The sequence below is a fragment of the Microbacterium sp. BK668 genome, from assembly GCF_004362195.1.
Lineage (GTDB): Bacteria > Actinomycetota > Actinomycetes > Actinomycetales > Microbacteriaceae > Microbacterium.
The window spans coordinates 545,470-565,428 of record NZ_SNWG01000001.1 but is presented as its reverse complement, the minus strand read 5'-3'; the positions used below and the strand labels follow the sequence as shown (position 1 = coordinate 565,428).

At 70.6% G+C, this 19,959-nt stretch carries 19 protein-coding genes; 12 read left to right on the top strand and 7 right to left on the bottom strand.

The window, feature by feature from the left end:
* Positions 1 to 188 precede the first annotated feature (188 nt).
* Complete coding sequence (locus EV279_RS02445; RefSeq protein ID WP_243728404.1) at positions 189 to 935, bottom strand: Pr6Pr family membrane protein; 747 nt, start codon at positions 933 to 935, stop codon at positions 189 to 191.
* Positions 936 to 1,066: 131 nt separating this feature from the next.
* On the opposite strand from EV279_RS02445, the gene EV279_RS02440 reads away from it, so the two are divergent.
* From EV279_RS02440 to EV279_RS02415, 6 genes are all read left to right on the top strand, one after another.
* Positions 1,067 to 2,353 carry an adenylosuccinate synthase gene (locus tag EV279_RS02440; RefSeq protein ID WP_133541347.1) on the top strand — a complete coding sequence of 429 codons (1,287 nt, stop codon included), beginning with the start codon at positions 1,067 to 1,069 and terminating at the stop codon, positions 2,351 to 2,353.
* Between the two features lie 3 nt (positions 2,354 to 2,356).
* Positions 2,357 to 3,532: a beta-propeller fold lactonase family protein gene (locus tag EV279_RS02435; RefSeq protein ID WP_133541346.1), complete on the top strand. Its 1,176-nt coding sequence runs from the start codon at positions 2,357 to 2,359 to the stop codon at positions 3,530 to 3,532.
* 171 nt (positions 3,533 to 3,703) lie between these two features.
* A complete protein-coding gene (locus tag EV279_RS02430) occupies positions 3,704 to 4,189 on the top strand; it encodes a DUF6325 family protein (RefSeq protein ID WP_208109453.1) in 486 nt (161 codons plus the stop codon).
* Complete coding sequence (locus tag EV279_RS02425) at positions 4,186 to 4,554, top strand: SHOCT domain-containing protein (protein ID WP_133541345.1); 369 nt, start codon at positions 4,186 to 4,188, stop codon at positions 4,552 to 4,554. The genes EV279_RS02430 and EV279_RS02425 overlap by 4 nt, the downstream gene beginning before the upstream one ends.
* 142 nt (positions 4,555 to 4,696) lie before the next feature.
* Positions 4,697 to 5,089: an SHOCT domain-containing protein gene (locus EV279_RS02420; protein ID WP_133541344.1), complete on the top strand. Its 393-nt coding sequence runs from the start codon at positions 4,697 to 4,699 to the stop codon at positions 5,087 to 5,089.
* 232 nt (positions 5,090 to 5,321) lie between these two features.
* The gene (locus EV279_RS02415; RefSeq protein ID WP_133541343.1) at positions 5,322 to 7,874 is read left to right on the top strand and encodes a LuxR C-terminal-related transcriptional regulator; all 2,553 of its coding nucleotides are present in this window, start codon (positions 5,322 to 5,324) and stop codon (positions 7,872 to 7,874) included.
* A 21-nt stretch (positions 7,875 to 7,895) separates the two neighbouring features.
* Here the strand turns inward: EV279_RS02415 and EV279_RS02410 are convergent, their stop codons facing one another.
* Positions 7,896 to 9,071: an AI-2E family transporter gene (locus tag EV279_RS02410; RefSeq protein WP_133541342.1), complete on the bottom strand. Its 1,176-nt coding sequence runs from the start codon at positions 9,069 to 9,071 to the stop codon at positions 7,896 to 7,898.
* 58 nt (positions 9,072 to 9,129) lie between these two features.
* Here EV279_RS02410 and EV279_RS02405 point away from each other — a divergent pair, with 58 nt between their 5' ends.
* The 3 genes from EV279_RS02405 to EV279_RS02395 are packed head-to-tail and all read left to right on the top strand — an operon-like array spanning position 9,130 to position 11,447.
* Positions 9,130 to 9,423 carry a chorismate mutase gene (locus tag EV279_RS02405; RefSeq protein ID WP_133541341.1) on the top strand — a complete coding sequence of 98 codons (294 nt, stop codon included), beginning with the start codon at positions 9,130 to 9,132 and terminating at the stop codon, positions 9,421 to 9,423.
* Positions 9,424 to 9,474: 51 nt separating this feature from the next.
* Positions 9,475 to 10,362 (top strand): patatin-like phospholipase family protein, encoded by an 888-nt coding sequence (locus tag EV279_RS02400; protein ID WP_133541340.1) that lies wholly within the window; start codon positions 9,475 to 9,477, stop codon positions 10,360 to 10,362.
* Positions 10,359 to 11,447 (top strand): 1-acyl-sn-glycerol-3-phosphate acyltransferase, encoded by a 1,089-nt coding sequence (locus EV279_RS02395; protein ID WP_133541339.1) that lies wholly within the window; start codon positions 10,359 to 10,361, stop codon positions 11,445 to 11,447. Before EV279_RS02400 ends, EV279_RS02395 begins: the two co-directional genes overlap by 4 nt.
* 45 nt (positions 11,448 to 11,492) lie before the next feature.
* Here the strand turns inward: EV279_RS02395 and EV279_RS02390 are convergent, their stop codons facing one another.
* The 4 genes from EV279_RS02390 to purL form a co-directional block, all read right to left on the bottom strand.
* A complete protein-coding gene (locus EV279_RS02390) occupies positions 11,493 to 12,521 on the bottom strand; it encodes a hypothetical protein (protein ID WP_133541338.1) in 1,029 nt (342 codons plus the stop codon).
* A 53-nt stretch (positions 12,522 to 12,574) separates the two neighbouring features.
* Complete coding sequence (locus EV279_RS02385) at positions 12,575 to 13,645, bottom strand: hypothetical protein (RefSeq protein ID WP_133541337.1); 1,071 nt, start codon at positions 13,643 to 13,645, stop codon at positions 12,575 to 12,577.
* A gap of 69 nt (positions 13,646 to 13,714) precedes the next feature.
* The gene (locus EV279_RS17115) at positions 13,715 to 13,849 is read right to left on the bottom strand and encodes a hypothetical protein (RefSeq protein ID WP_279526914.1); all 135 of its coding nucleotides are present in this window, start codon (positions 13,847 to 13,849) and stop codon (positions 13,715 to 13,717) included.
* A gap of 9 nt (positions 13,850 to 13,858) precedes the next feature.
* On the bottom strand, positions 13,859 to 16,216 hold the full coding sequence (gene purL / locus EV279_RS02380) for a phosphoribosylformylglycinamidine synthase subunit PurL (RefSeq protein ID WP_133541336.1): 2,358 nt from the start codon (positions 16,214 to 16,216) through the stop codon (positions 13,859 to 13,861).
* Between the two features lie 127 nt (positions 16,217 to 16,343).
* On the opposite strand from purL, the gene EV279_RS02375 reads away from it, so the two are divergent.
* The 3 genes from EV279_RS02375 to EV279_RS02365 all read left to right on the top strand — a co-directional run bounded on the left by EV279_RS02375 (position 16,344) and on the right by EV279_RS02365 (position 18,693).
* Entirely contained in the window at positions 16,344 to 16,712 is a 369-nt protein-coding gene (locus EV279_RS02375) for a helix-turn-helix domain-containing protein (RefSeq protein WP_133541335.1), read from the top strand.
* A gap of 1 nt (position 16,713) precedes the next feature.
* Entirely contained in the window at positions 16,714 to 17,697 is a 984-nt protein-coding gene (locus EV279_RS02370) for an SRPBCC family protein (protein ID WP_133541334.1), read from the top strand.
* A 99-nt stretch (positions 17,698 to 17,796) separates the two neighbouring features.
* Positions 17,797 to 18,693 carry a TerC family protein gene (locus EV279_RS02365; RefSeq protein WP_133541333.1) on the top strand — a complete coding sequence of 299 codons (897 nt, stop codon included), beginning with the start codon at positions 17,797 to 17,799 and terminating at the stop codon, positions 18,691 to 18,693.
* Between the two features lie 240 nt (positions 18,694 to 18,933).
* Here the strand turns inward: EV279_RS02365 and EV279_RS02360 are convergent, their stop codons facing one another.
* Complete coding sequence (locus tag EV279_RS02360) at positions 18,934 to 19,596, bottom strand: hypothetical protein (protein ID WP_133541332.1); 663 nt, start codon at positions 19,594 to 19,596, stop codon at positions 18,934 to 18,936.
* Between the last annotated feature and the right edge of the window lie 363 nt (positions 19,597 to 19,959).

Sequence of the window (19,959 nt, the reverse complement as noted above, 5' to 3'; positions counted from 1 at the left end):
GACGACCTTTCCGAGTCTTGCTTGCTATGGATTTGTCGTCCCCCATTGGCGTCAGGTGTACCGGCTCTGCTGTATGCGTCCGCGAAATCCCGTCGGATTGGAAGCGATTTGAACGCGCACAAAACGCGCCTCTTTGTGTACAGCTCACAACGTGTCCCCCGAAAAGTGGACACATGCCACAAGCGATGTCAGTCCGCTGTCGTGGCTGCCGTTTCGGCCTCCCGGTCGGATGCCGCGCTCTGCGCGCGACGACGACCGACGCCGACGACGAGCCACGCAGCGAGGGCGATGACGACGGCGATTCCGACGACGTAGACGGCCACGGTCACGTAGCCGTCCTCGAAGCTGTTCGGGTTGAGGAAGGGATACGGATACCAGAACGGCTGGCCCGAGACCGGGTTGGTCGTGAGCGGCCCCCGCACGAGCGTGTACACGACCCAGGCGAGAGGCACGACGACGATCTCCGCGACCCCGCGCCACGGCAGCGCGCGCCGGCGCGGTCCGAGGAGGAGGTCGGCGAGCAGGAAGACGGGCCCGACCACGTGCAGGATCTCATTCGACCAGGGCACCGTCGTGCCCTGCGGCAGCGCGATGCTGCGCAGGAGCGTGTTGTAGACGATGCCCGTCACGATCATGTACGTCGTCGCGCACGCGAGCAGTGTCGCGAGCACGCGCGGCTCGGGTTCCGCCGGATCGCTCGTGCCCCGCGTCCAGAACCACATGCCCGCCCAGGCGAGCACGACGACGGAGAGCACGTTCGAGAGGATCGTGAAGAAGCTGAAGAAGTTGACCGCTGTCGTGAGCACGTCTCCACCGGACGCGACGGCGCCGCCGATCGTGCGGGCCGCCTGCGCGATCACCGCGGCGGCGATGAGCGCGGCCATCGCGAGGCGGAGCACGGTCCACGTCCGAGCCCACCGGCGAGAACGGGTCATGTGCTCACCCTAGCGAGGCTCCGCGCGGCGGGCTCCGCGCGGCGGGCTCCGCGCGGCGGGCTCCGCGCGGCGGGTGAAGCGTCCCTCGATAAGATGTGGTGTAACCGTCCGCTACGAACGGGGGAGGCCCCATGCCTGGCATCGTCATCGTCGGAGTCCAGTGGGGGGACGAGGGCAAAGGCAAGGCCACCGATCTTCTCGGCGAGCGCACCGACTGGGTCGTCAAATTCAACGGCGGGAACAACGCCGGGCACACCGTGGTCATCGGCGACGAGAAGTACGCTCTGCACCTGCTGCCATCCGGCATCCTGTCTCCCGGGGTCAACCCGGTCATCGGCAACGGCGTCGTCGTCGACCTGGAGGTGCTCTTCGCCGAGCTCGAGGCCCTCCACGCCCGCGGCCTCGACACGTCGCGCCTGCGGATCAGCGCGAACGCTCACATCGTCACGCAGTATCACCGGACGCTCGACAAGGTGACGGAGCGCTTCCTCGGCAAGCGCCAGATCGGCACGACGGGCCGCGGAATCGGCCCGGCCTACGCCGACAAGATCAACCGGGTGGGGATCCGCGTGCAGGACCTCTTCGACGAGAACATCCTGCGCCAGAAGGTCGAGGGCGCCCTCGACCAGAAGAATCACCTGCTGCTGAAGGTCTACAACCGCCGCGCCATCGCGGTCGACGAGGTCGTCGACGACCTCCTGTCGTACGTGGAGCGACTGCGCCCCATGGTCGCCGACACGTCTCTGCTCCTGAACGACGCCCTCGACGCCGGCGACGTCGTCGTCTTCGAGGGCGGGCAGGCCACCATGCTCGACGTAGACCACGGGACGTACCCCTTCGTCACCTCGTCGTCGGCGACCGCCGGCGGCGCCGCGACAGGCTCGGGCGTCGGGCCCAACCGCCTCGACCGGGTCGTCGGCATCGCGAAGGCGTACACGACGCGTGTCGGCTCGGGTCCCTTCCCCACCGAGCTCTTCGACGAGAACGGCGAATGGCTGCGCTCGCGCGGCTTCGAGTTCGGCACGACGACCGGCCGTCCGCGCCGGGTGGGCTGGTACGACGCGCCGATCACCCGCTACGCGACCCGCATCAACGGCATCACCGACATCGTGCTGACGAAGCTCGACATCCTCACCGGCCTCGACCGGATCCCGGTGTGCGTCGCCTACGAGGTCGACGGCGAGCGGTTCGACGAGATTCCCGTCAACCAGTCCGACTTCCACCACGCGAAGCCGATCCTCGAGCATTTCCCGGGATGGACCGACGACATCTCGCAGGCGCGGAGCTTCGAGGACCTTCCGGTCGAAGCGCGCGACTACGTCCTCGCCCTCGAGCGGATGAGCGGCACGCGCATCTCGGTCATCGGCGTGGGCGCCGCCCGGGACGCGGTCGTCGTGCGCCACGACCTCATCGACTAGGCCGTGAGGTTCTGGCTCGGCGGCTACTCCGCCGACATGGGCGGCTCGGCGACGGGCATCGGCATCCTCCACGCCGGTGCTCCCGACGCGGCGCTCGCCGGGGGTTCGCTCGGCTTCGCCGGCGACGCCGTCGCAACGGGCGGATCGCCCTCGTGGGTCACGGCCCATCCCGCGCTCGACGTCGTCTACGCCGCGCTCGAGGGCGCGGGGACCGTGCAGGCCTTCCGCCGCACGGGCGAGGCATCCTTCATCGCCTTGGGCGATCCCGTCGAGGCCGGAGAGGCGGTCTGCCATATCGCGGTGGCCCCCGACGGCTCGTCGCTCGTCGCGAGCTGCTGGGGCGACGGGCGGGTCGTCCGCATGACGACGGATGCCTCGGGCCGCCCGTCCGCGCCGGCCATCGCGCCCTCCGCCGCCGACCCGTACGGCCCCGAAGCGCCGCCGCCGGCCGGCGCAGGCGATCTCGACCTCGCGGCCGCCGCACGGGCGCTGCGCGAGGCCGCCGGCGAGGAGTACGCGCACCTCGTTCCCGGCGTCGATCCGGAGCCCGAGGCGACGTCGGATGCGGGCGCAGAGGCATCCCGACTTTCGCACGCGCATCAGGCGATCTTCCTGCCCCGGGGGGTCGTCGCGACGACGGACATGGGGTTCGATCTCGTCCGCTTCTGGCGGTCGGGCACCCGGGGCCCGGCCGCGATGCAGGATGTCGTGCTGCCCCGAGGGTCGGGTCCACGGCATGCCGTGTGGCATCCGAGCGGCCACCTCTACGTCGTCACGGAGCTGTCGCACGAGGTGTTCGCGCTCGCGCCCGACGAAGCCGGCGCGTGGCGCATCGTGGCCGGCACGCCCCTCGCGGCGGGGATCCCTCCCGAAGACACGGCGGCCGAGATCGCCTCCTCCCGAGACGGGAGATTCCTGTACGCCGGAGTGCGGGGAAGCGACACGATCGCGGTGCTCGGCGTGCGCGGCGAGGGAGACGTGATCCAGCCGACCGCCCTGGTCGAGGCGGGCGTTCACTGGCCGCGCCACCACGTCGTGATGCGCGACGATCTGCTCGTCGCGGGGCAGCTCTCCGAGGAGGTCGCCTCGCTGGGCATCGACCTCCGCACCGGGGTTCCCGGTCGCGTCCGGCACCGCACGCCGGCGCCGTCGCCGACCTGCATCGTGCCCGCACGCTGAGTCGCAGCATCCCTCGCCCGCGACGGGTGAATCCCGCGACGCGCGCCCTTCGCGGGGGTATCCACCCGACAACCCCGGGGATAGCTTGAGATCGACGCCGGGGGGCTGATCCCGCCGGGCCGGCGGCTCCCGCCCACCAGGTGTCGACCCGAAACTTCAGAAGGGAAGACCATGGCTGAATTCCGTTACGGTCCGGTCGAGCTGTTCCTGCTCGGCCTCGAGGGGGAGAGGCCCGACCCGGCGCTCATCGGCGAGCTCGCAGAGCTCGTCGACGACGGCATCCTACGGGTGCTGGACTTCGTCGTGATCTCGAAGTCCGAGTCCGGCGACGTCACCGTCGTCGAGATCGAGGACGACGACGACGACTACGCCGCACTCGACCTCGTGCTGTCGGGCATCACGGGCGAGGAGGACATCGCCGAGCTCGCAGAGCTCGTGCCCGAGGGCGGCTCCGCGGCCGTCGTCGCCCTCGAGCTCGTCTACGCCCGTCGCCTCGCCTCGAGCCTCGCGGCCAGCGGCGGAGTCGTGCTGTCCTCCGAGCGCATCCCGGCACCCGTCGTGAACGCACTCGTCGACGCGATCGAGGAAGAGGTCGCCGAGGAGATCATCGAAGAAGCGATCGAAGAGATCGAGCAGAGCGAAGGAGAGAAGGCATGATCCGCAGAGTGGGACGTCCGGGCCTCGTCGGGCTCGCTGCGCGCACCGCCGTCGTCGCGGGCACGGCGACCGCCGTGAACAACGGCATGAACAACCGCCAGCAGCGCAAGGCGCAGGACGAGTACGAGCAGCAGCAGTACGAGGCCGCGCAGCAACAGGCCGCGATGAACGCGGCGGCGCAGCAGGCGGTCGCGCAGCAGATGGCGTACGCCGCTCCGCCCGCGCCCGCGCCGGCGCCGGCGGAAGCCGCGGGCGGGGGCGAGGACATCGTCGCATCGCTGCAGAAGCTGTCCGCGCTGAAGGACGCCGGGGCGCTCAGCGACGCCGAGTTCGAGGCCGCCAAGGCGCGGCTGCTCGGCGGCTGAGGCCGTCACCGGCCCCCTCGCCACGGGGCGCCGCGTCCTCATCTTCCAAGGGTGAAGGGCACGGCGCCTCGTTCATGCGAGCAACAGAATGAAAGTGCGGACGCCGGTCCGCACACGAAAACTCAATCTTGGGAGAAATGCCATGAATCTCTGGAGCAACTTCTGGGACGTGGTCTGGTGGTTCATCTGGATCTTCGCGTTCGTCGCCTACCTCTTCGTCCTGATCTCGATCTTCAGCGACCTGTTCCGCGACCACAAGCTCAGCGGATGGTGGAAGGCCGTCTGGGTCCTGTTCCTGATCTTCGTCCCCTTCCTCACCGCGCTGATCTACCTCATCGCCCGCGGACGCGGCATGCAGGAGCGGGGCCTCGCCGAGATGAAGCGGCAGCAGGAGGCGCAGCAGGCCTACATCCAGTCGGTGGCGGGGAGCGGGGCCAGTCCCGCCGATGAGATCGCCAAGGCGTCGGAACTGCTCAAGGCAGGCACGATCTCGCAGGCCGAATACGACCAGCTCAAGGCGCGCGCCCTCAGCTGAACCGCGCAAGCCCCATCGCGCAGAGGACCCCCGGCGTACCGCCGGGGGTCCTCTCGTCGCATGCCGATTTGTTGCGGTTCACCCGCCCTTCGCATCCCGACCGTCGCTTGCGCTGTAGAGTCAGGTCTGCGGTCCGCACACCGCTCGTCTGTTATGGGTGAGCCGCGCGCGTTCGCCGGTACCTGATCTCGCCGCTTCGGGCACCGCTTCCTCGGGGGTGAAGGGAGGGCGAATGACATTGCAGGCGAGTGCTCTTTCTTCTCGCACGTGGACACGGCATCAGCCGCCGACGCGCCAGCCGGTCTCCCTTCCGCGGCCGGCACTCCTCGATCTGCTGGACGAGATGGTCGACGAGAACCCCGTCACGATCGTCACGGCCCCGAGCGGCTTCGGCAAGACCACCGTCGTCAGCAACTGGGCCGAACGCACGTCTCACCTCGTCGCCTGGCTGGCTCTCGCTCCCACCGAGGAGCACGCGGTGGACGGCGCTGTCATCGCGGCGATCGAATCCATCGTGCCGCCCGACCGGATCGGCGTCACCGATCCGTTCGGGCTCGTGGGGGCGAACGAGAAGGTCGACCTGCACCATCGGCTCGAGGCCGCGCTCGCGGGGATGCTGGAGCCGTTCGTCCTCGTCATCGACGATGCGCAGCGCGCGGGCGAGAGCCTGGAGTTCGGCCTCCTCGCCGACCTCATCGAGCATCCGCCCCAGGCGCTGCGCGTCGTGCTCGTCGGCACGACCTCGCTCGAACTGCGCATGCCGCGCTTCGTCCTGAGCCACCCGGAGGCGGTCATCGCCGCAGAGGCGCTCGCGTTCGAGCGCCCGGAGATCGAGGCACTCGCCGTCGCGATGGAGAGCCACGCCGACGCGGCCCTCGTCCACGCCGATACGGGCGGGTGGCCGATCGCCGTCCGACTCGCCCTTCTCACGCCACGCTCGTCCCGCAGCTCGGCAGCCGTCCGCACGAGCGGGCTCATGCACGAGTACGTGCGCGATGTCGTCCTGTCGGGCCTCGACCCGGATCTCGCGGAGTTCGTGATCGAGGCATCCGTCTGCGACGAGCTCACCCCCGAGTTCGCCTCGGCGCTCACCGGGCGCTCCGATGGCGGACGGATGCTGGAGCGCTGCCGCCGTCTCGGCCTCTTCCTCGAGCGCACCGAGGGCCTCGACGGCCCGCTCTACCGGTGGCACTCCCTTTTCGCCCGGCACTGCCGCGAGCTGCTCGCCGAGGAGCGCCCGGAGCGCCTCGCGGCGCTGCGGGCCCTGGCCGGAGAGCTCCTCGCCGTGACGCGACCCCTCGAGGCCGTCGCCCATCTCGTCGCCCTCGGCGATGCGGCCGGCGCCGAGAAGGTCATCCTGAACTCCTGGGTGGCGCTCGTCGCCCTCGAGGGTGCGACAGACCTCGACCGCGCCTGCCTCTCGCTCCCGCAGGATCGCGCAGAGAGCCCGGTCATCCATCTCATCCGGGCCTGCGCGCGCGATGTGATCGGGGAGCACCGCTGGGCGCGGGAGCTCTTCGATGCGGCAGAGGCCGGCATCGGCGAGAGCGAGATCGAGCAGCGGACCCTCGAGATCGCGCGTCTCTTCTTCGTCGATGGGCGTGACCGGATCGGTCCCGCCATCGCGGCTGTGCGAGCGCGGCTGCTGACCGCCGGCACGCTGACCGCCAAGGAGCACGCCGCGCTGACCTTCGTGCTCGGGTGGAGCGAGCTGCGTCTGCGCGCGAGCACGGATCGGACGATCGAGACCCTCGAGGCCGCGGTGCGCGAGGCCGAGGCGGTCGGCGATCGCTCTCTGACACGGCGAGCGCGCGAGGTCCTGATCTACGCGCTCGTCTGGGCCGGGCGCAACACGGCGGCGCGCGTCGTGCTGGCGACCCTCGACGAGGACGACGCCGATGCCACCTCGTGGGTGGCGTACGTCGGCGGCAGCGGCGTCGTGGCGGCGGGCCTTCTGGCCTACTGGGCGCACGACCTGGAGGCGGCGGAACTGGAGCTCCGCCGCGTGCTCGTCTTCGGCCGCGCCCGCAGCACCTTCGCCGACCTCGCGCGCATCTACCTCGCCGCCACTGCGGCGGCGACGGGCGACCCGCGGCAGTGCCGTCGCGCGGCTCTCGAGCTGCAGTTCCTGCCGCGCAGCGAGGTTCAGGGCGTCGAGTGGGCGAAGTTCCGTCAGGTGGCGGTGGCGCTTCTCGAAGAGGCGATCGGTCATCGTGAGCGCGCGCTCGAGCTCGTGCGCGGTCTCGGCGACAGCCTGCCGATGCCCGTCGTGGCCGTTCACGTCGCGGGCGTCCTGCGCCGGGCCGGCGCCTACACCGAAGCACTTCAGGTGCTGCGCAACCTCAAGGGGTTCGCCGGCGTCTCGTACGTGCGCGTTGCGACGTTCGCCACGAACGCCCTCGCGCACTGGGCGAACGGTCAGCTCGAGGCGGCGCACGAGCTCTGCGAGCAGGCCCTCGAGGTGGCCGACGCAGAGCTCATCCGCTTCCCGTTCGCGGAGGACGACCCCGACCTCCGCGAACTGCTCGGGGCCCATGTCGCGTGGGGGACGGAGCACGAGGAGTTCCTCCTCTCGTGCCTCCGGCCGACCTCGGCGAGCTCGGCGCTCACGGTGCTCTCCGAGCGCGAGCGCGATGTCTTCGAGCAGCTGCGCACGACGTTGACGACGGTCGAGATCGCCGAGCGCCTGGGCGTCTCCGTGAACACCGTCAAAACGCACCAGCGCTCGATCTACCGCAAGCTCGGCGTCACCTCTCGCCGCGAGGCCCTGCGCCGCTACACCTGACCGGGTCGCGGCATCCGTCCCTCAGGTCCGGATCTTCCTGTCCTGCCGCGGAATGAAGATCTGCTTGATGATGAGCAGGATCGAGGCCGTCACCGGGATCGCCACGAGCGCGCCGAGGAGGCCGAGCAGCGTGCCGCCGACGAGCGCGCCGATCACGACGAGCGCTCCGGGCACCGAGACCGTCTTGTTCATGACGCGCGGGGTGAGCACGTACGCCTCGACCTGGATGTAGATGAGGTAGACGATCGCGAAGATGAGCGCCGCCGTGGGATCGGAGAAGAGCGCCAGGACCGACGCGAAGATCAGATAGCAGACCGAGCCGATGAGCGGGATCAGGGTGATGCAGAACGCCGCGACCGCCATGAGGAACGGGAACGGCAGTTCGAGCACGAGGTGCAGGACGAGGCCGACGACGGAGTTGAAGAACGCGAGGACCACCATGCCGGTGAGGTAGCCGCCGATCGAGTCGGTGATCTGGTTGGTGAGACTCGTCACGGTCGGCCGGCTGTGCGCCGGCGTCAGCTGCGCGAAGGCCACCTTCATGGCGGGAAGCCCCGCGAGGAAGTACAGGCTCAGGACGAGGATGATGAGCAGCCCCGAGATCGCCACTCCGACGCTCACGCCGAGCCTGAGGATTCCTCCCCCGATGGTCGCGAGGTTGGCGGGGTTCGTGAGGAAGGTCTGCACCTGCGTCAGGATGGTGCCCGCCTGGGCACCGAACGTCGACTGGACCCAGGCGTAGAAATCCGAGTTCTCGAACTGGCCGATGAGGGAGGGGATGTTCTGGACGAGTGCCTGCGCCTGGGTGAACAGGGCCGGGATGAGGAACCACAGCACGCCGATGAGGACGATGCCGAAGCTCCCGTAGACGATGACGATGCCCCACGGGCGGGCGACGTTGTGCCGTTCGAGCCTTTTGACCACCGGGTCGAGCGCGAGCGCGACGAAGAGCGCCATGACGACGTAGATGACGATCGTCGAGAGGTTGACGAAGGCGATGCCGAGGGCGAGGGCGGTGAGGCCGCCGATGGTGAGGATGAGGCCCGTCGCGAAGGGATGGCCGACATTCGCCCAGACCTCGCGCTGCGGCCGGTCGACGATCACCGGCGGGATGATCTCGTTGTCCACCACCGCGGCGTCGGTACCGGCCGCGGCGTCGACGGAGAGTGGGCGAGCACCCTCGACAGCTTCGGTCATGGGCACACTCTAGGGCCAAGCCCCTCGCGATAGTGTCGAGGCACGAGGAGGACCACCCATGACAGGCGAGGACCCGGCGCAGACTCTCCAGCGTCTGCGAGGAAGCATCGACAACATCGACGCGGCACTCGTCTTCATGCTCGCCGAGCGGTTCCGCTGCACCAAGCAGGTGGGGGAGCTCAAGGCCGAGCACGGCATGCCCCCCTCCGACCCGGCGCGGGAGGAGCAGCAGATCGCACGCCTCCGGGCGCTCTCGCACGAGGCCGATCTCGACCCGGAGTTCGCCGAGAAGTGGTTCAACTTCGTCGTCGCCGAGGTCATCCGCCACCACACCGCGGCGGCCGGGAACTAGCGAGCGCCGGGTGTCCTCGTCGCTGGCTCTGGTGTGACGAAGGGGAAGCGCATGGCGGACACGACGGCCTTCGTCCTCGGCGGCGGGGGAGTGCGCGGCGCGGTCGAGATCGGCATGATCCGCGCGCTGTTCGAAGCGGGGATCCGCCCCGATCTGGTCGTCGGCACCTCGATCGGCGCGATCAACGGCGCGCTCGTCGCGAAGGACCCGACGCTCGGCGTCATCGACGCGCTGATGCGCGCGTGGACCTCTCCCGAGGCGGGAGCGGTGTACGGAGACTCGCTCATGGGCCAGCTGGGCCGGCTCGTGAAGACCAAGACCCACCTCAACTCGCCGCTTCCCCTGCGCATCCTGCTGGAGCACAGCCTCGGCGCCTCGACGCGCTTCGAAGATCTCGCGGTGCCGTTGCAGGTCGTCGCCGCGAGCATCGAGCGCGCCGCGGAGCACGTCTTCGACTCCGGTCCGCTCATCGACGCGATCCTGGCCTCGGCATCCGTTCCCGGTCTCCTGCCTCCCACGGCGATCGACGGCGAGCACTATATGGACGGCGGCATCGTCAATTCGATCCCCATCGAGCAGGCCGTCGCGGCGGGTGCGCGCACGATCTTCGTCCTCCAGGTCGGCCGGGTCGAGACGCCGCTCGTCGTGCCGAAGTCGGCCGTCGACACGGCCCGGGTCGCGTTCGAGATCGCCCGTCGCCATCGCTTCGCCCGCGACCTCGCTACGCTCCCGGAAGGGGTCGACCTCTTCGTGCTCCCCAGCGGGGGTGCGCTCGAGGGTGACGACTCGCTCCGGTCCTACCGCCGCCTCGACACCCTCGAGCAGCGCATCGGCCGCGCGTACGAGGCCACGCGCGACTTCCTGTTCGCGCGAGGGATGCCGCCGCTCGACGCCGCCGGATCCGCCGAGGGCTCCGACGCCGGGGAGGTGACGGCGTGAGGCTTCCGCCGAGGTGGGTGCGTCGCGTCATCCTCGCTCCCCTCGTGATCGTCCTCGCGCTGCTGCTCGTCGTCACGATCCCGCTGTGGCTGCTGGGTGCCCTGGGACTGACGTCGCTCGTGCCGGGTCGCTTCCGCCTCCCGCGCGCGCTGTGGCTCGTGACCGTCTACCTGCTGTGGGACTCGGCTCTCCTCGTGGTGATGTTCGTCCTGTGGATCGCGTCGGGCTTCGGCTGGAAGCTCGACACCCCCGCGTTCCGCGCGGCGCACTACCGGATCGGCGCTCGCGGGCTCGAGATCCTCTTCGACGTCTTCGGCTCGGTGCTCAGGCTCGCGATCGTGACATCCGGGAGCGACGCGGACGACACGGATGCCGCGACCGCGGCCTTCGACGCGCTCTTCACGCCCGGCACGCCGCTCGTCGTGGCGAGCCGGCACGCGGGTCCCGGCGACTCGTTCATCCTCGTCCACACGCTCCTCAACGAGGTGGAGCGGCATCCCCGCATCGTGCTCAAGTACACGATGCAGTGGGATCCCGCGATCGACGTGCTGCTCAACCGCATCCCGACCCGGTTCATCGTCCCGTCCGGCTTCGGCGGGAAGACCCGCGGCGGAGGTCACGGCGTGGAGGAGAGCCTGCGCGACCTCGCGACCGGCCTCGGGCCGGACGACGCATTCGTCATCTTCCCCGAGGGTGGCAACCTGACCTCCACCCGTCGTCGGAGCCGGATCGACCGGCTGCGCGACGCGGGACGGACGGCGCTCGCCGAGCGGGCGGAGGCGATGACGCACGTCATGCCGCCGCAGCCGGGCGGGATGCACGCGGCCCTCGAGGCGTCCCACGATGCCGACGTCGTCTTCATCGCGCACACGGGCCTCGACCGCCTCGTCACGATCGGCGACATCTGGCGCGATCTGCCGATGGACAAGCGCATCACGATGAGGGCGTGGCGCGTGGCACGCAGCGAGATCCCGGCCGGGCGCGACGCGCAGGCCGAGTGGCTCTTCGGGTGGTTCGAGCGGATCGACGCGTGGATCGCGGGGCAGACCCCCATCGACGAGGAGGCCGGACCGCCGGCGCTGTGATCCGCGGAGGAGCGACGCGCGGCTCTGCGTCGGCCGGGGGACTCGTCAGGGACGCGGCTTCGGGCGCACGATGCGCCCGGGCGCCGTGTCGGTCGTCCGCGACGGCACGGGCCAGGTCTGTCCCGGGCGGCTCGCGCCGGGAACGGGTGCCCGCATCGGCTGCGGAGCACCGGATGCCTCGGCGCCGCCGGACGGCTCGGCCGGAGGTGCCGCGCTGCGCGCGGCCGCTCCGACGGGCGCCCCGCCGGGTACGGGGACCGGCGCGGGCGTGGAGGGCGGGGCATCCGTTGCGTGCCGCCCGGGTGCCGTGGCCGAGGGGCCCGCGGTCAGCTCGTGCCCGACCTGCTTCTCGAGGACGACGATGGCCTCGTCGGACAGCGAGATGAGGCCGTCGAGCTCTTCGCGCACGCGCTTGTATGCGAGCTGGCGCTCGGCGGGCGTCGCGGCCTGGTCGATCGCGACGGTGAGCAGCTGCTTGGCCGTGTCGAGGCGCTTGCGCTCCACATCGGTGAAGCCGGAGTCCTTGATACGGCGGGCGTCGCGCTCGGCGACGTCGAAGGCGACCTCGTAGTCGGTCACGGCGTCCCGGTACTCGGTCAGCTGCGCGTGCGTGAGCTTCGTCTTCGCGGTCGGCGGGCGCAGGCCGTCGGCGACCTTCTTGGCGCGGAGGAAGGCCGCCGTCAGCGGCTGGCGTCCGTCGCTCATGGCGGGGTAGGCGATGAGCTTCGACACGTCGAGCTCGTACTCCAGCCACCGCGCCGTGACGGCGTCGTGAGCCGCGAAGAGGCGCTCGAGCTGGCTCGTCGTCGCCGCTGCGGAGCCGTCGTGGACGCCCGCCGCCGGCGCCGCGTCGGGAAGCTGCTGCGCCACGGAGCCGGTCACCGGGTACGCGGTCCGACCCCGTGCCGCCGCCTGCGCCGCCTTCAGCTCGGCCTTGGCGTGCAGCACCTCCAGGCGCCGCTTGTGGCGTCGGCGCGCGCCACGCTCCCAGGCGCTGCCGAGCGAGGCCAACACGCCGAACAGCGGGAAGACCAGCCACCAGTAGCCGCCGATGAACTGGAAGATCGGCTCCACAGTGTCATGCTAAACCGCGCGGCGCCTCGCGTGCGCGGACGGTCAGTCGACGGTCAGGAAGCCGGGCGGTGCGAGGTGCGCGCGGGAACCGGCCACACCGGCTGCAGCGGTTCACGGGCGGGAGTCGGCTGCGGCGGGGCCGCGCGCTCCGGCGGCGGCTGGGGGGCGCGTTGGGGCTCGGGCTGCGGCTGGGGGCGCATGTGCGGGGCCTCGGGCCGCGGCTGGGGGCGCGGGGGCGCGGCATCCGTCGCCGCAGGAGTCGGCGTCGACGGAGCCTTCGCGGGCCGGGGAGTGACGGAGTCGTTGAGGCGCTGCGCCATCGCGGCCACGGTCGCGGCGTTCTCGCTCGCCCAGGCGATGGCGGCGCTCGAGCGCTCGAGGAACTGCTGCGCGGCCGCCGTCCAGGTGGCGGCGGGCTGGGGACGAGGCTCGGGGTCGACCATCCCGGCGGCGCGAGCCTCGGCCCAGGCGACCTGCTCGGCGGCCTCGAACGTGCGCGCGAGCTCCGCGACGGCGTTGCGGTAGGCGACGTACTGCACGGGCGTCATCCGCGCCTGCGCCGAGGCGGGGCGCAGGCGCTGGGCCTCGGCGCGCGCCGTGAGGTAGGCCGCGGTCGCGGGGACGTGCCCGTCGCTCATGCCCGGGAAGACGATGAGGCGGGCGGGGTCGGTCTCATAGGCGAGCCAGCGCTGGGTGATGTCGTCGTGCGCGGCCATGACGCGCGCGAGCGGACGGTGGGCCGGGTCTGTCGTCGCGGCGAGTCCGGACCGAGCGGCGCTGACCCGCACGCGCCGCATCCGGACGTCTGCCGCCGCCGCGCGGACGTCGCGCTGCGCGACGGCCAGGTCCCGTCGTGCCGCGGCGATCTCGCCGAACGTCGCGCGCCCGGCGGCGCGCTCGGCCTGCACGCGCATGAGCTCCGCGCGGGCGAGCTTCAGCGCGCTGCGCGTGGACCACGCGTGCGCGCGTGCGTCGTGGAGCTCGAGCCGCGCGGCGTCGTACTCCAGCCGACGCGCGTCGACGGTGCGCTGATGGCGCAGTCCGAGCATCGCAATCACCCCCGCCCCGGTCGTGACCGGGACGATCCACCACAGCTCGGCGAGCATCGCCCACAGCGGATCCACGCCGCCATGGTAGTCCGCGCTCGCCTCGGACGGCTGGGGATCAGCCGAATCCCGCGGTCGCCGGCGAGGTCAGCCGAAGAGCAGGGCGAGGACCGTCGCGCCGCCGCCGACGAGGATGAGACTCACGATGACGATCCAGGCGATCAGCTTGACGCGGCGCTGCCGCGCGTCCTGGAATCCGGCGTACTCGTCGTCGTGGGACATGGCGTCAGTCTAAGCGGCCGTGCCGGCCGGCTCGGCGACGGTCGGGCCGAAGGCAGCGGGAAGAGTAGCGCTCGAGAGGTCGCGCAGCTCCGCAAGGGGCATGGTGAACACGCCCTGCACCTCGAGGGCGGGTGCATCGCCCTCGCCGGGGGCGTCGGTCACGCCGATGCGGAGCACGGGGTAGCCGCGGCCCTCGCAGAGCCCCCGGAACTTGACGTCGTCCTCGCGCGGCACACTGACCAGGACTCGTCCCGTCGACTCCGAGAAGAGGGCGGTCGCGGCATCCACACCGTCGCGCTCCATGATCTCGGTGAGCCAGACGCGCGCGCCGACGCCGAAGCGCATGACCGCCTCGGCGAGGGCCTGCGCCAGGCCGCCGGAGGACAGGTCGTGCGCGCTGGAGACCAGGGACTGGAGGGATGCCGCATGCAGCAGCTCCGCGAGACGCTTCTCGCCGTCCAGGTCGACGGCGGGCGGGCGGCCGCCGAGGTGACCGTGCACCGTGCCTGCCCACGCCGATCCGCTGAGCTCGGTCGCCGTGACGCCGAGGAGGTAGATGTTCTCGCCCTCGTCCTGCCAGCCCGACGGGATGCGCCGCGCGACGTCGTCGATGATCCCGAGGACCCCGACGACGGGGGTCGGGAAGATCGGCACGTCGCCGGTCTGGTTGTAGAACGAGACGTTGCCGCCGGTGACGGGGATGCCCAGTGCGAGGCATCCGTCCGCCAGGCCGTCGACCGCCTGTGAGAACTGCCACATGACCTCGGGGTTCTCGGGGCTGCCGAAGTTGAGGCAGTCGGTGACGGCCGTGGGCACGGCGCCGGTGACGGCGACATTGCGATACGCCTCGGCGAGCGCGAGCTGCGCGCCCCGATAGGGGTCGAGCTGGCAGTAGCGCCCGTTGCAGTCGGTCGCGATGGCGAAGCCGAGTCCGGAGTGCTCGTCGACGCGCACCATGCCGGCGTCATCGGGGAAGGACAGCGCCGTGTTGCCCATGACGTAGCGGTCGTACTGGTTCGTCACCCAGTCGGTGTCGGCGAGGTTGGGGCTCGCGACGAGCTGCGCGAACTGCGCGCGGAGCGTCTCCGGGTCGTTCGAGCGCGGCAGCGCCGCCGCCGAGTCGTCGCGAAGGGCGTCGATCCAGCTCGGGTACGCCACGGGGCGCTCGTAGACCGGGCCGTCGACCGCGACGGTGGAGGGGTCGACGTCGACGATCTGCTCTCCGTGCCAGAAGATCTGCAGACGTCCGTCGCCCGTGACCTCGCCGAGAACCGAGGTTTCGACGTCCCACTTCTGCGTCACGGCCAGGAACGCGTCGAGCTTCTCGGGCGCGACGATCGCCATCATGCGCTCCTGGCTCTCGCTCATGAGGATCTCCTCGGGCGTGAGCGACGGGTCGCGCAGCAGCACCTTGTCGAGATCGACGCGCATGCCCGAGCCGCCGTTGGCGGCGAGCTCGCTCGTCGCGCACGAGATCCCCGCGGCGCCGAGGTCCTGGATGGCCTCGACGAGTTCGCCCTGATACAGCTCGAGGCAGCACTCGATGAGGACCTTCTCGGCGAAGGGGTCGCCCACCTGCACGGCGGGCCGCTTGGTCGGCCCGCCTTCCGAGAACGTGTCGGAGGCGAGGATGGATGCGCCGCCGATGCCGTCGCCGCCCGTCCGGGCTCCGAAGAGCACGACCTGATTGCCCGCGCCGCTCGCGTTGGCGAGCTTGAGGTCCTCGTGGCGGAGGACGCCGACCGCGAGCGCGTTGACGAGCGGGTTGCCCTGATAGACCGAGTCGAAGACGGTCTCTCCGCCGATGTTCGGCAGGCCCAGGCAGTTGCCGTAGAAGCTGATGCCGCTCACGACGCCGTGCACGACGCGGGCCGTGTCGGGGTCGTCGATCGCGCCGAAGCGGAGCTGATCCATGACGGCGACGGGGCGCGCGCCCATCGAGATGATGTCGCGGACGATGCCGCCGACGCCGGTGGCCGCACCCTGGAAGGGCTCGATGTAGCTCGGGTGGTTGTGCGACTCGACCTTGAACGTGACGGCCCAGCCCTCGCCGATGTCGACGACGCCGGCGTTCTGGCCCATGCCCACCATGAGGCGGGTAGTCATCTCGTCGGAGACCTTCTCGCCGAAGCGGCGAAGGTAGATCTTGCTCGACTTGTACGAGCAGTGCTCCGACCACATGACCGAGTACATGGCCAGCTCGCCCGACGTGGGGCGGCGGCCGAGGATCTCCCTGATGCGCTCGTACTCGTCGGGCTTGAGACCGAGCGCCGCGTAGGGCTGCTCCTTCTCGGGCGTCGACTCGGCGTGGGAGACGGTGTCGGCGACAGGGCGTGCGGCGGCGGTGGTCTCGGAGGGGGTGGTCACGCGGCTGAGCTCCTGGATCGAGGGTGCCGGACAGCATCCATCCTATGCGGGCGGCCGCCGAAGCCCGCCTCCCTCCGCTCGCCGGAGGTCTTGACGAACGCGAGCGCCGACGCTAACGTACAACCAAATGGTTGTAAATACGGAGCTCGAAGACGATGAGATCGACCGGATCTTCCACGCGCTCGCCGCGGCGACGCGCCGAGACATCCTGCGCCGCACGATCGAGCGGGAGCAGTCGGTGTCGGCGCTCGCCCGCGACTACGACATGTCGTTCGCCGCGGTGCAGAAGCATGTCGCGGTGCTCGAGGCGGCGCGCCTCGTGGTCAAGCGCGCCGAGGGCCGCGAGCGCCTCGTCCGGGCGGATCCCGCGATGATCGCCCGCGCCCGTGCGCTGCTCGATCGCTTCGAGGCTCTCTGGCGCGCCCGCGTCGACCGGCTCGACGCGCTCCTGGCCGAAGACGAATCGCACGACAAACCCACCGAAGAAGGAGAGTGACATGCCCGTCACCGATGTGCAGACCGATGCCGAAGCGCTCACGATGACGCTCACGGCCGAGTTCGACGCCCCGGTCGAGCGCCTGTGGAGGGCGTTCACCGACCCGCGGCAGCTGGAGCGCTTCTGGGGCCCTCCCGGCTGGCCGGCTACCTTCCCCGAGTTCGACTTCACCGTCGGCGGGCACGCCCGGTACTTCATGACGAGCCCCCGCGGAGAGAAGTCCTGGGGCTCGTGGGAGTTCCTCGAGATCGATGCCCCGCGCGGGTTCACGGTGCTCGACGCCTTCGCGAACGAGGAGGGCGCACCGCTGGAGGGCATGCCGGTCATGCGGGTGGTCTTCGCCTTCGAGCCGACGGCGACCGGCTCCCGCATGGTCAACACGTCGTACTTCGCGTCGGCGGATGCGCTCGAGCAGGTCGTGGCGTTCGGCGCCGTCGAGGGCTCGACCATGGCGATCAACCAGCTCGACCGCGTCCTTCAGAGCCTGCGCGAGTACGCCGAGGGCAAGGGCACCCAGACCGAGATCCTCGACGACACCCACGTGCGCATCACTCGGCTCGTCGAGGGCCCGCGCGAGCTGGTCTGGCGCGCTCATCAGGAGCCCGAGCTCCTGGAGCAGTGGATGCTCGGGCCCGACGGCTGGCGCATGTCGGTGTGCGAGGTCGATCCGGCCGTGGGCGGACGGTACCGCTACGAGTGGGAGCCCGTCGGCGACACCCCGGGCGAGGCCTTCGGCTTCGACGGCGAGACCCTGCTGTCCGAGGCGCCGCGCCGGGCGGTCACGACCGAGCACATGACGGGGACCGACTACCCGTCCACGCTCAACGACCTGAGCCTCGAGGAGGAGGACGGCGTCACGCTGCTCACGATCCTCATCGAGTACCCCGACAAGCAGACGCGCGACATGGTGCTCGCGACAGGGATGACCGAGGGCATGGAGGCCAGCTACCGCCGCCTCGAGGGAGTGCTCGAGCGCGTCGGCTGACGCCCGACCGGGAGCGGCTCGATCCTCCGGGATCGAGCCGCTCCGCGTCGAGGCGAGCGGGCACGCGGGGCGAGGCATCCGTCCGCCTAGTCTTGCTCCATGGACTTCTCGCTCGAGCTCACGCCCGACCTGATCGCCGTGTTCCTGACGCTCTTCGTCCTCGAGGTCGTGCTGGGCGTCGACAACGTCATCTTCATCTCGATCCTCGCGTCGAAGCTTCCGAAAGAGCAGCAGGCGCGGGCCCGCAACCTCGGCCTGACGCTCGCGATGCTGATCCGCGTGCTGCTCGTGTTCGCGGCGGGCTGGATCATCACGCTGACCGAGCCCGTCGTGACCCTGTGGGGGATCGACTTCTCGTGGAAGGACTTCATCCTCATCGCGGGCGGACTCTTCCTCGTCTACAAGGCCGTCACCGAGATCCACCACAAGCTCGAGGGCGCCGAGGAGGAGCATGCCGCCTCGAGCGGCAAGAGCGTCACGTTCGGCTCGGTGATCGCCCAGATCCTCCTGCTCGACATCGTCTTCTCGCTCGACTCCGTCATCACCGCGGTCGGCATGACCTCGAACATGATCGTGATCATCACGGTCGTCGTGCTGTCGTTCGGCATCATGCTCTTCGCGTCGCGGTTCATCTTCGCGTTCGTGAACAAGCACCCCACCGTGAAGATGCTGGCGCTGTCGTTCCTGCTGCTCATCGGCGTCTTCCTCATCGCCGAGGGCTTCCACTTCAAGATCGACAAGGCCTTCATCTACGGGCCCATGGTCTTCGCCGTCCTCGTCGAGGCGCTCAACCTCACGTACGCGTCGCGCAAGGCCAAGCGCGAGCAGCGCGACCGCACGCCCGTGCAGCTGCGTCCGCAGTATCCCGACGTCGACGAGTCGGTCGCCGTGACGGCGGCCCTCTCGCGCAACCCCGCCTCGGGCTCGGTGGGCCTGTCCCGCAAGCCCGTGCAGGGCGAGGAGACGTCGAGCCTGGAGCGCAGCGGCCTCGGCTGACGATCTGGCCTGCGGCCCGGCATCCACCCACCCGCTGGAGCGCAGCGGCCTCGGCTGACGGCCGGCGCGCGGCATCCACCCACCCGCAGGGTTGCGACCGCCACAGTTTCCTGCGAGCGCGCCACCGATCTGTGCAGCGCTCGCAGGTTTCTACAGCGGTCGCCGGATGGATGCCTCGTCCCGACCGGGCCTCCCGACCGGCCGGGCCCCCCGCTGGGCCGATCGGCCGGGCCGTGCGCGTCAGCGGCCGGGGCGCGGGCGCGAGGAGGGAAGCCCTGCCCGCGTGAGGATGTCCCAGAGCAGCGCGGGCTGCCGCAGCGCAGGGGTGCGCCAACGCGAGAACGCGCGGACCTGCCGGCGCAGCTCGTCCTCCCGGTCCTTCTCGGCAAGCAGCGCCTGCTCAGGGCTCAGGCCGCGCAGAAGCGCGGGATCACGGTACTTCTCGGCACCGTCGAACTCCCCGATGTGCCGTTGGTCCGGCCAGAAGAAGTCGGTCAACGCCTCGCGGCCGTCCGACAGCGAGAAGCGGGCCTGCAGCACGGGATCGGGGAAACCCAGCATCGCGATGAGGACCCGGCTCTGAGACTCGCGGATGCTGTCGGAGAGCGGTGTCGCGAACTCCGCCGTGCGCAACGCCCTCGCGGACCCGCGGCCGGCCCGGAGCTCCGCGGCGTCGCGGAACTCGGCCGGACGCACGAGCGGACCGCCCGGTCGTCGGCCCCACAGGAAGCGATCGGCGACCGCGACGGCTTCCATGAAGCGGAGCGAAGCAGCCAGATCGACCGCGGTCCGCAGCGGTGTGGTGACCATGTGCCTTCCCCAGGGCAGCAGCGAGTCGGGCGAGACGTCGACACCCCGCCGGCGGACGAGGCCGGTCGACCGGCCACCTCGGGTGACAGGCACCGCCACATCGATCGTTGGGGGGCCAGGAGCCCAGGATGTCGGCGCCGAGAAGCGCGGCCGCCGAGAAGTGCGAGAACACCTGCGGTGGGCGCAGTCTCGCCGCGGCCTCCCATACGCGCTGCGCGTGCTGCGCGAGAGGTGAGAGCGCTCGCCACTCCGCCGCAGTCACGAACGAGCCGGGCGCGATGCGCACGACCTCGCCCGCGTCGACCCCTGCGCGAAGCCGTCGGTCGTCGACCGGTTCGCCGTCGTTCTCGCGCCGACGGAACACGGTGGACAGGGGTGGATGCTGAAGCCACGACACGATGCAAGCCTCGGCGCGGGCGGGACCGCGGCATCCGGATCCGTCCATCTCGGTGGATG

What these genes read in the sequence shown, in the direction of transcription:
- EV279_RS02445 (WP_243728404.1), bottom strand. Translation starts at nt 935, where the DNA reads ATGACCCGTTCTCGCCGGTGGGCTCGGACGTGGACCGTGCTCCGCCTC.
- EV279_RS02440 (WP_133541347.1), top strand. Translation starts at nt 1,067, where the DNA reads ATGCCTGGCATCGTCATCGTCGGAGTCCAGTGGGGGGACGAGGGCAAA.
- EV279_RS02430 (WP_208109453.1), top strand. Translation starts at nt 3,704, where the DNA reads ATGGCTGAATTCCGTTACGGTCCGGTCGAGCTGTTCCTGCTCGGCCTC.
- EV279_RS02425 (WP_133541345.1), top strand. Translation starts at nt 4,186, where the DNA reads ATGATCCGCAGAGTGGGACGTCCGGGCCTCGTCGGGCTCGCTGCGCGC.
- EV279_RS02420 (WP_133541344.1), top strand. Translation starts at nt 4,697, where the DNA reads ATGAATCTCTGGAGCAACTTCTGGGACGTGGTCTGGTGGTTCATCTGG.
- EV279_RS02415 (WP_133541343.1), top strand. Translation starts at nt 5,322, where the DNA reads ATGACATTGCAGGCGAGTGCTCTTTCTTCTCGCACGTGGACACGGCAT.
- EV279_RS02410 (WP_133541342.1), bottom strand. Translation starts at nt 9,071, where the DNA reads ATGACCGAAGCTGTCGAGGGTGCTCGCCCACTCTCCGTCGACGCCGCG.
- EV279_RS02405 (WP_133541341.1), top strand. Translation starts at nt 9,130, where the DNA reads ATGACAGGCGAGGACCCGGCGCAGACTCTCCAGCGTCTGCGAGGAAGC.
- EV279_RS02400 (WP_133541340.1), top strand. Translation starts at nt 9,475, where the DNA reads ATGGCGGACACGACGGCCTTCGTCCTCGGCGGCGGGGGAGTGCGCGGC.
- EV279_RS17115 (WP_279526914.1), bottom strand. Translation starts at nt 13,849, where the DNA reads ATGTCCCACGACGACGAGTACGCCGGATTCCAGGACGCGCGGCAGCGC.
- EV279_RS02375 (WP_133541335.1), top strand. Translation starts at nt 16,344, where the DNA reads ATGGTTGTAAATACGGAGCTCGAAGACGATGAGATCGACCGGATCTTC.
- EV279_RS02370 (WP_133541334.1), top strand. Translation starts at nt 16,714, where the DNA reads ATGCCCGTCACCGATGTGCAGACCGATGCCGAAGCGCTCACGATGACG.
- EV279_RS02365 (WP_133541333.1), top strand. Translation starts at nt 17,797, where the DNA reads ATGGACTTCTCGCTCGAGCTCACGCCCGACCTGATCGCCGTGTTCCTG.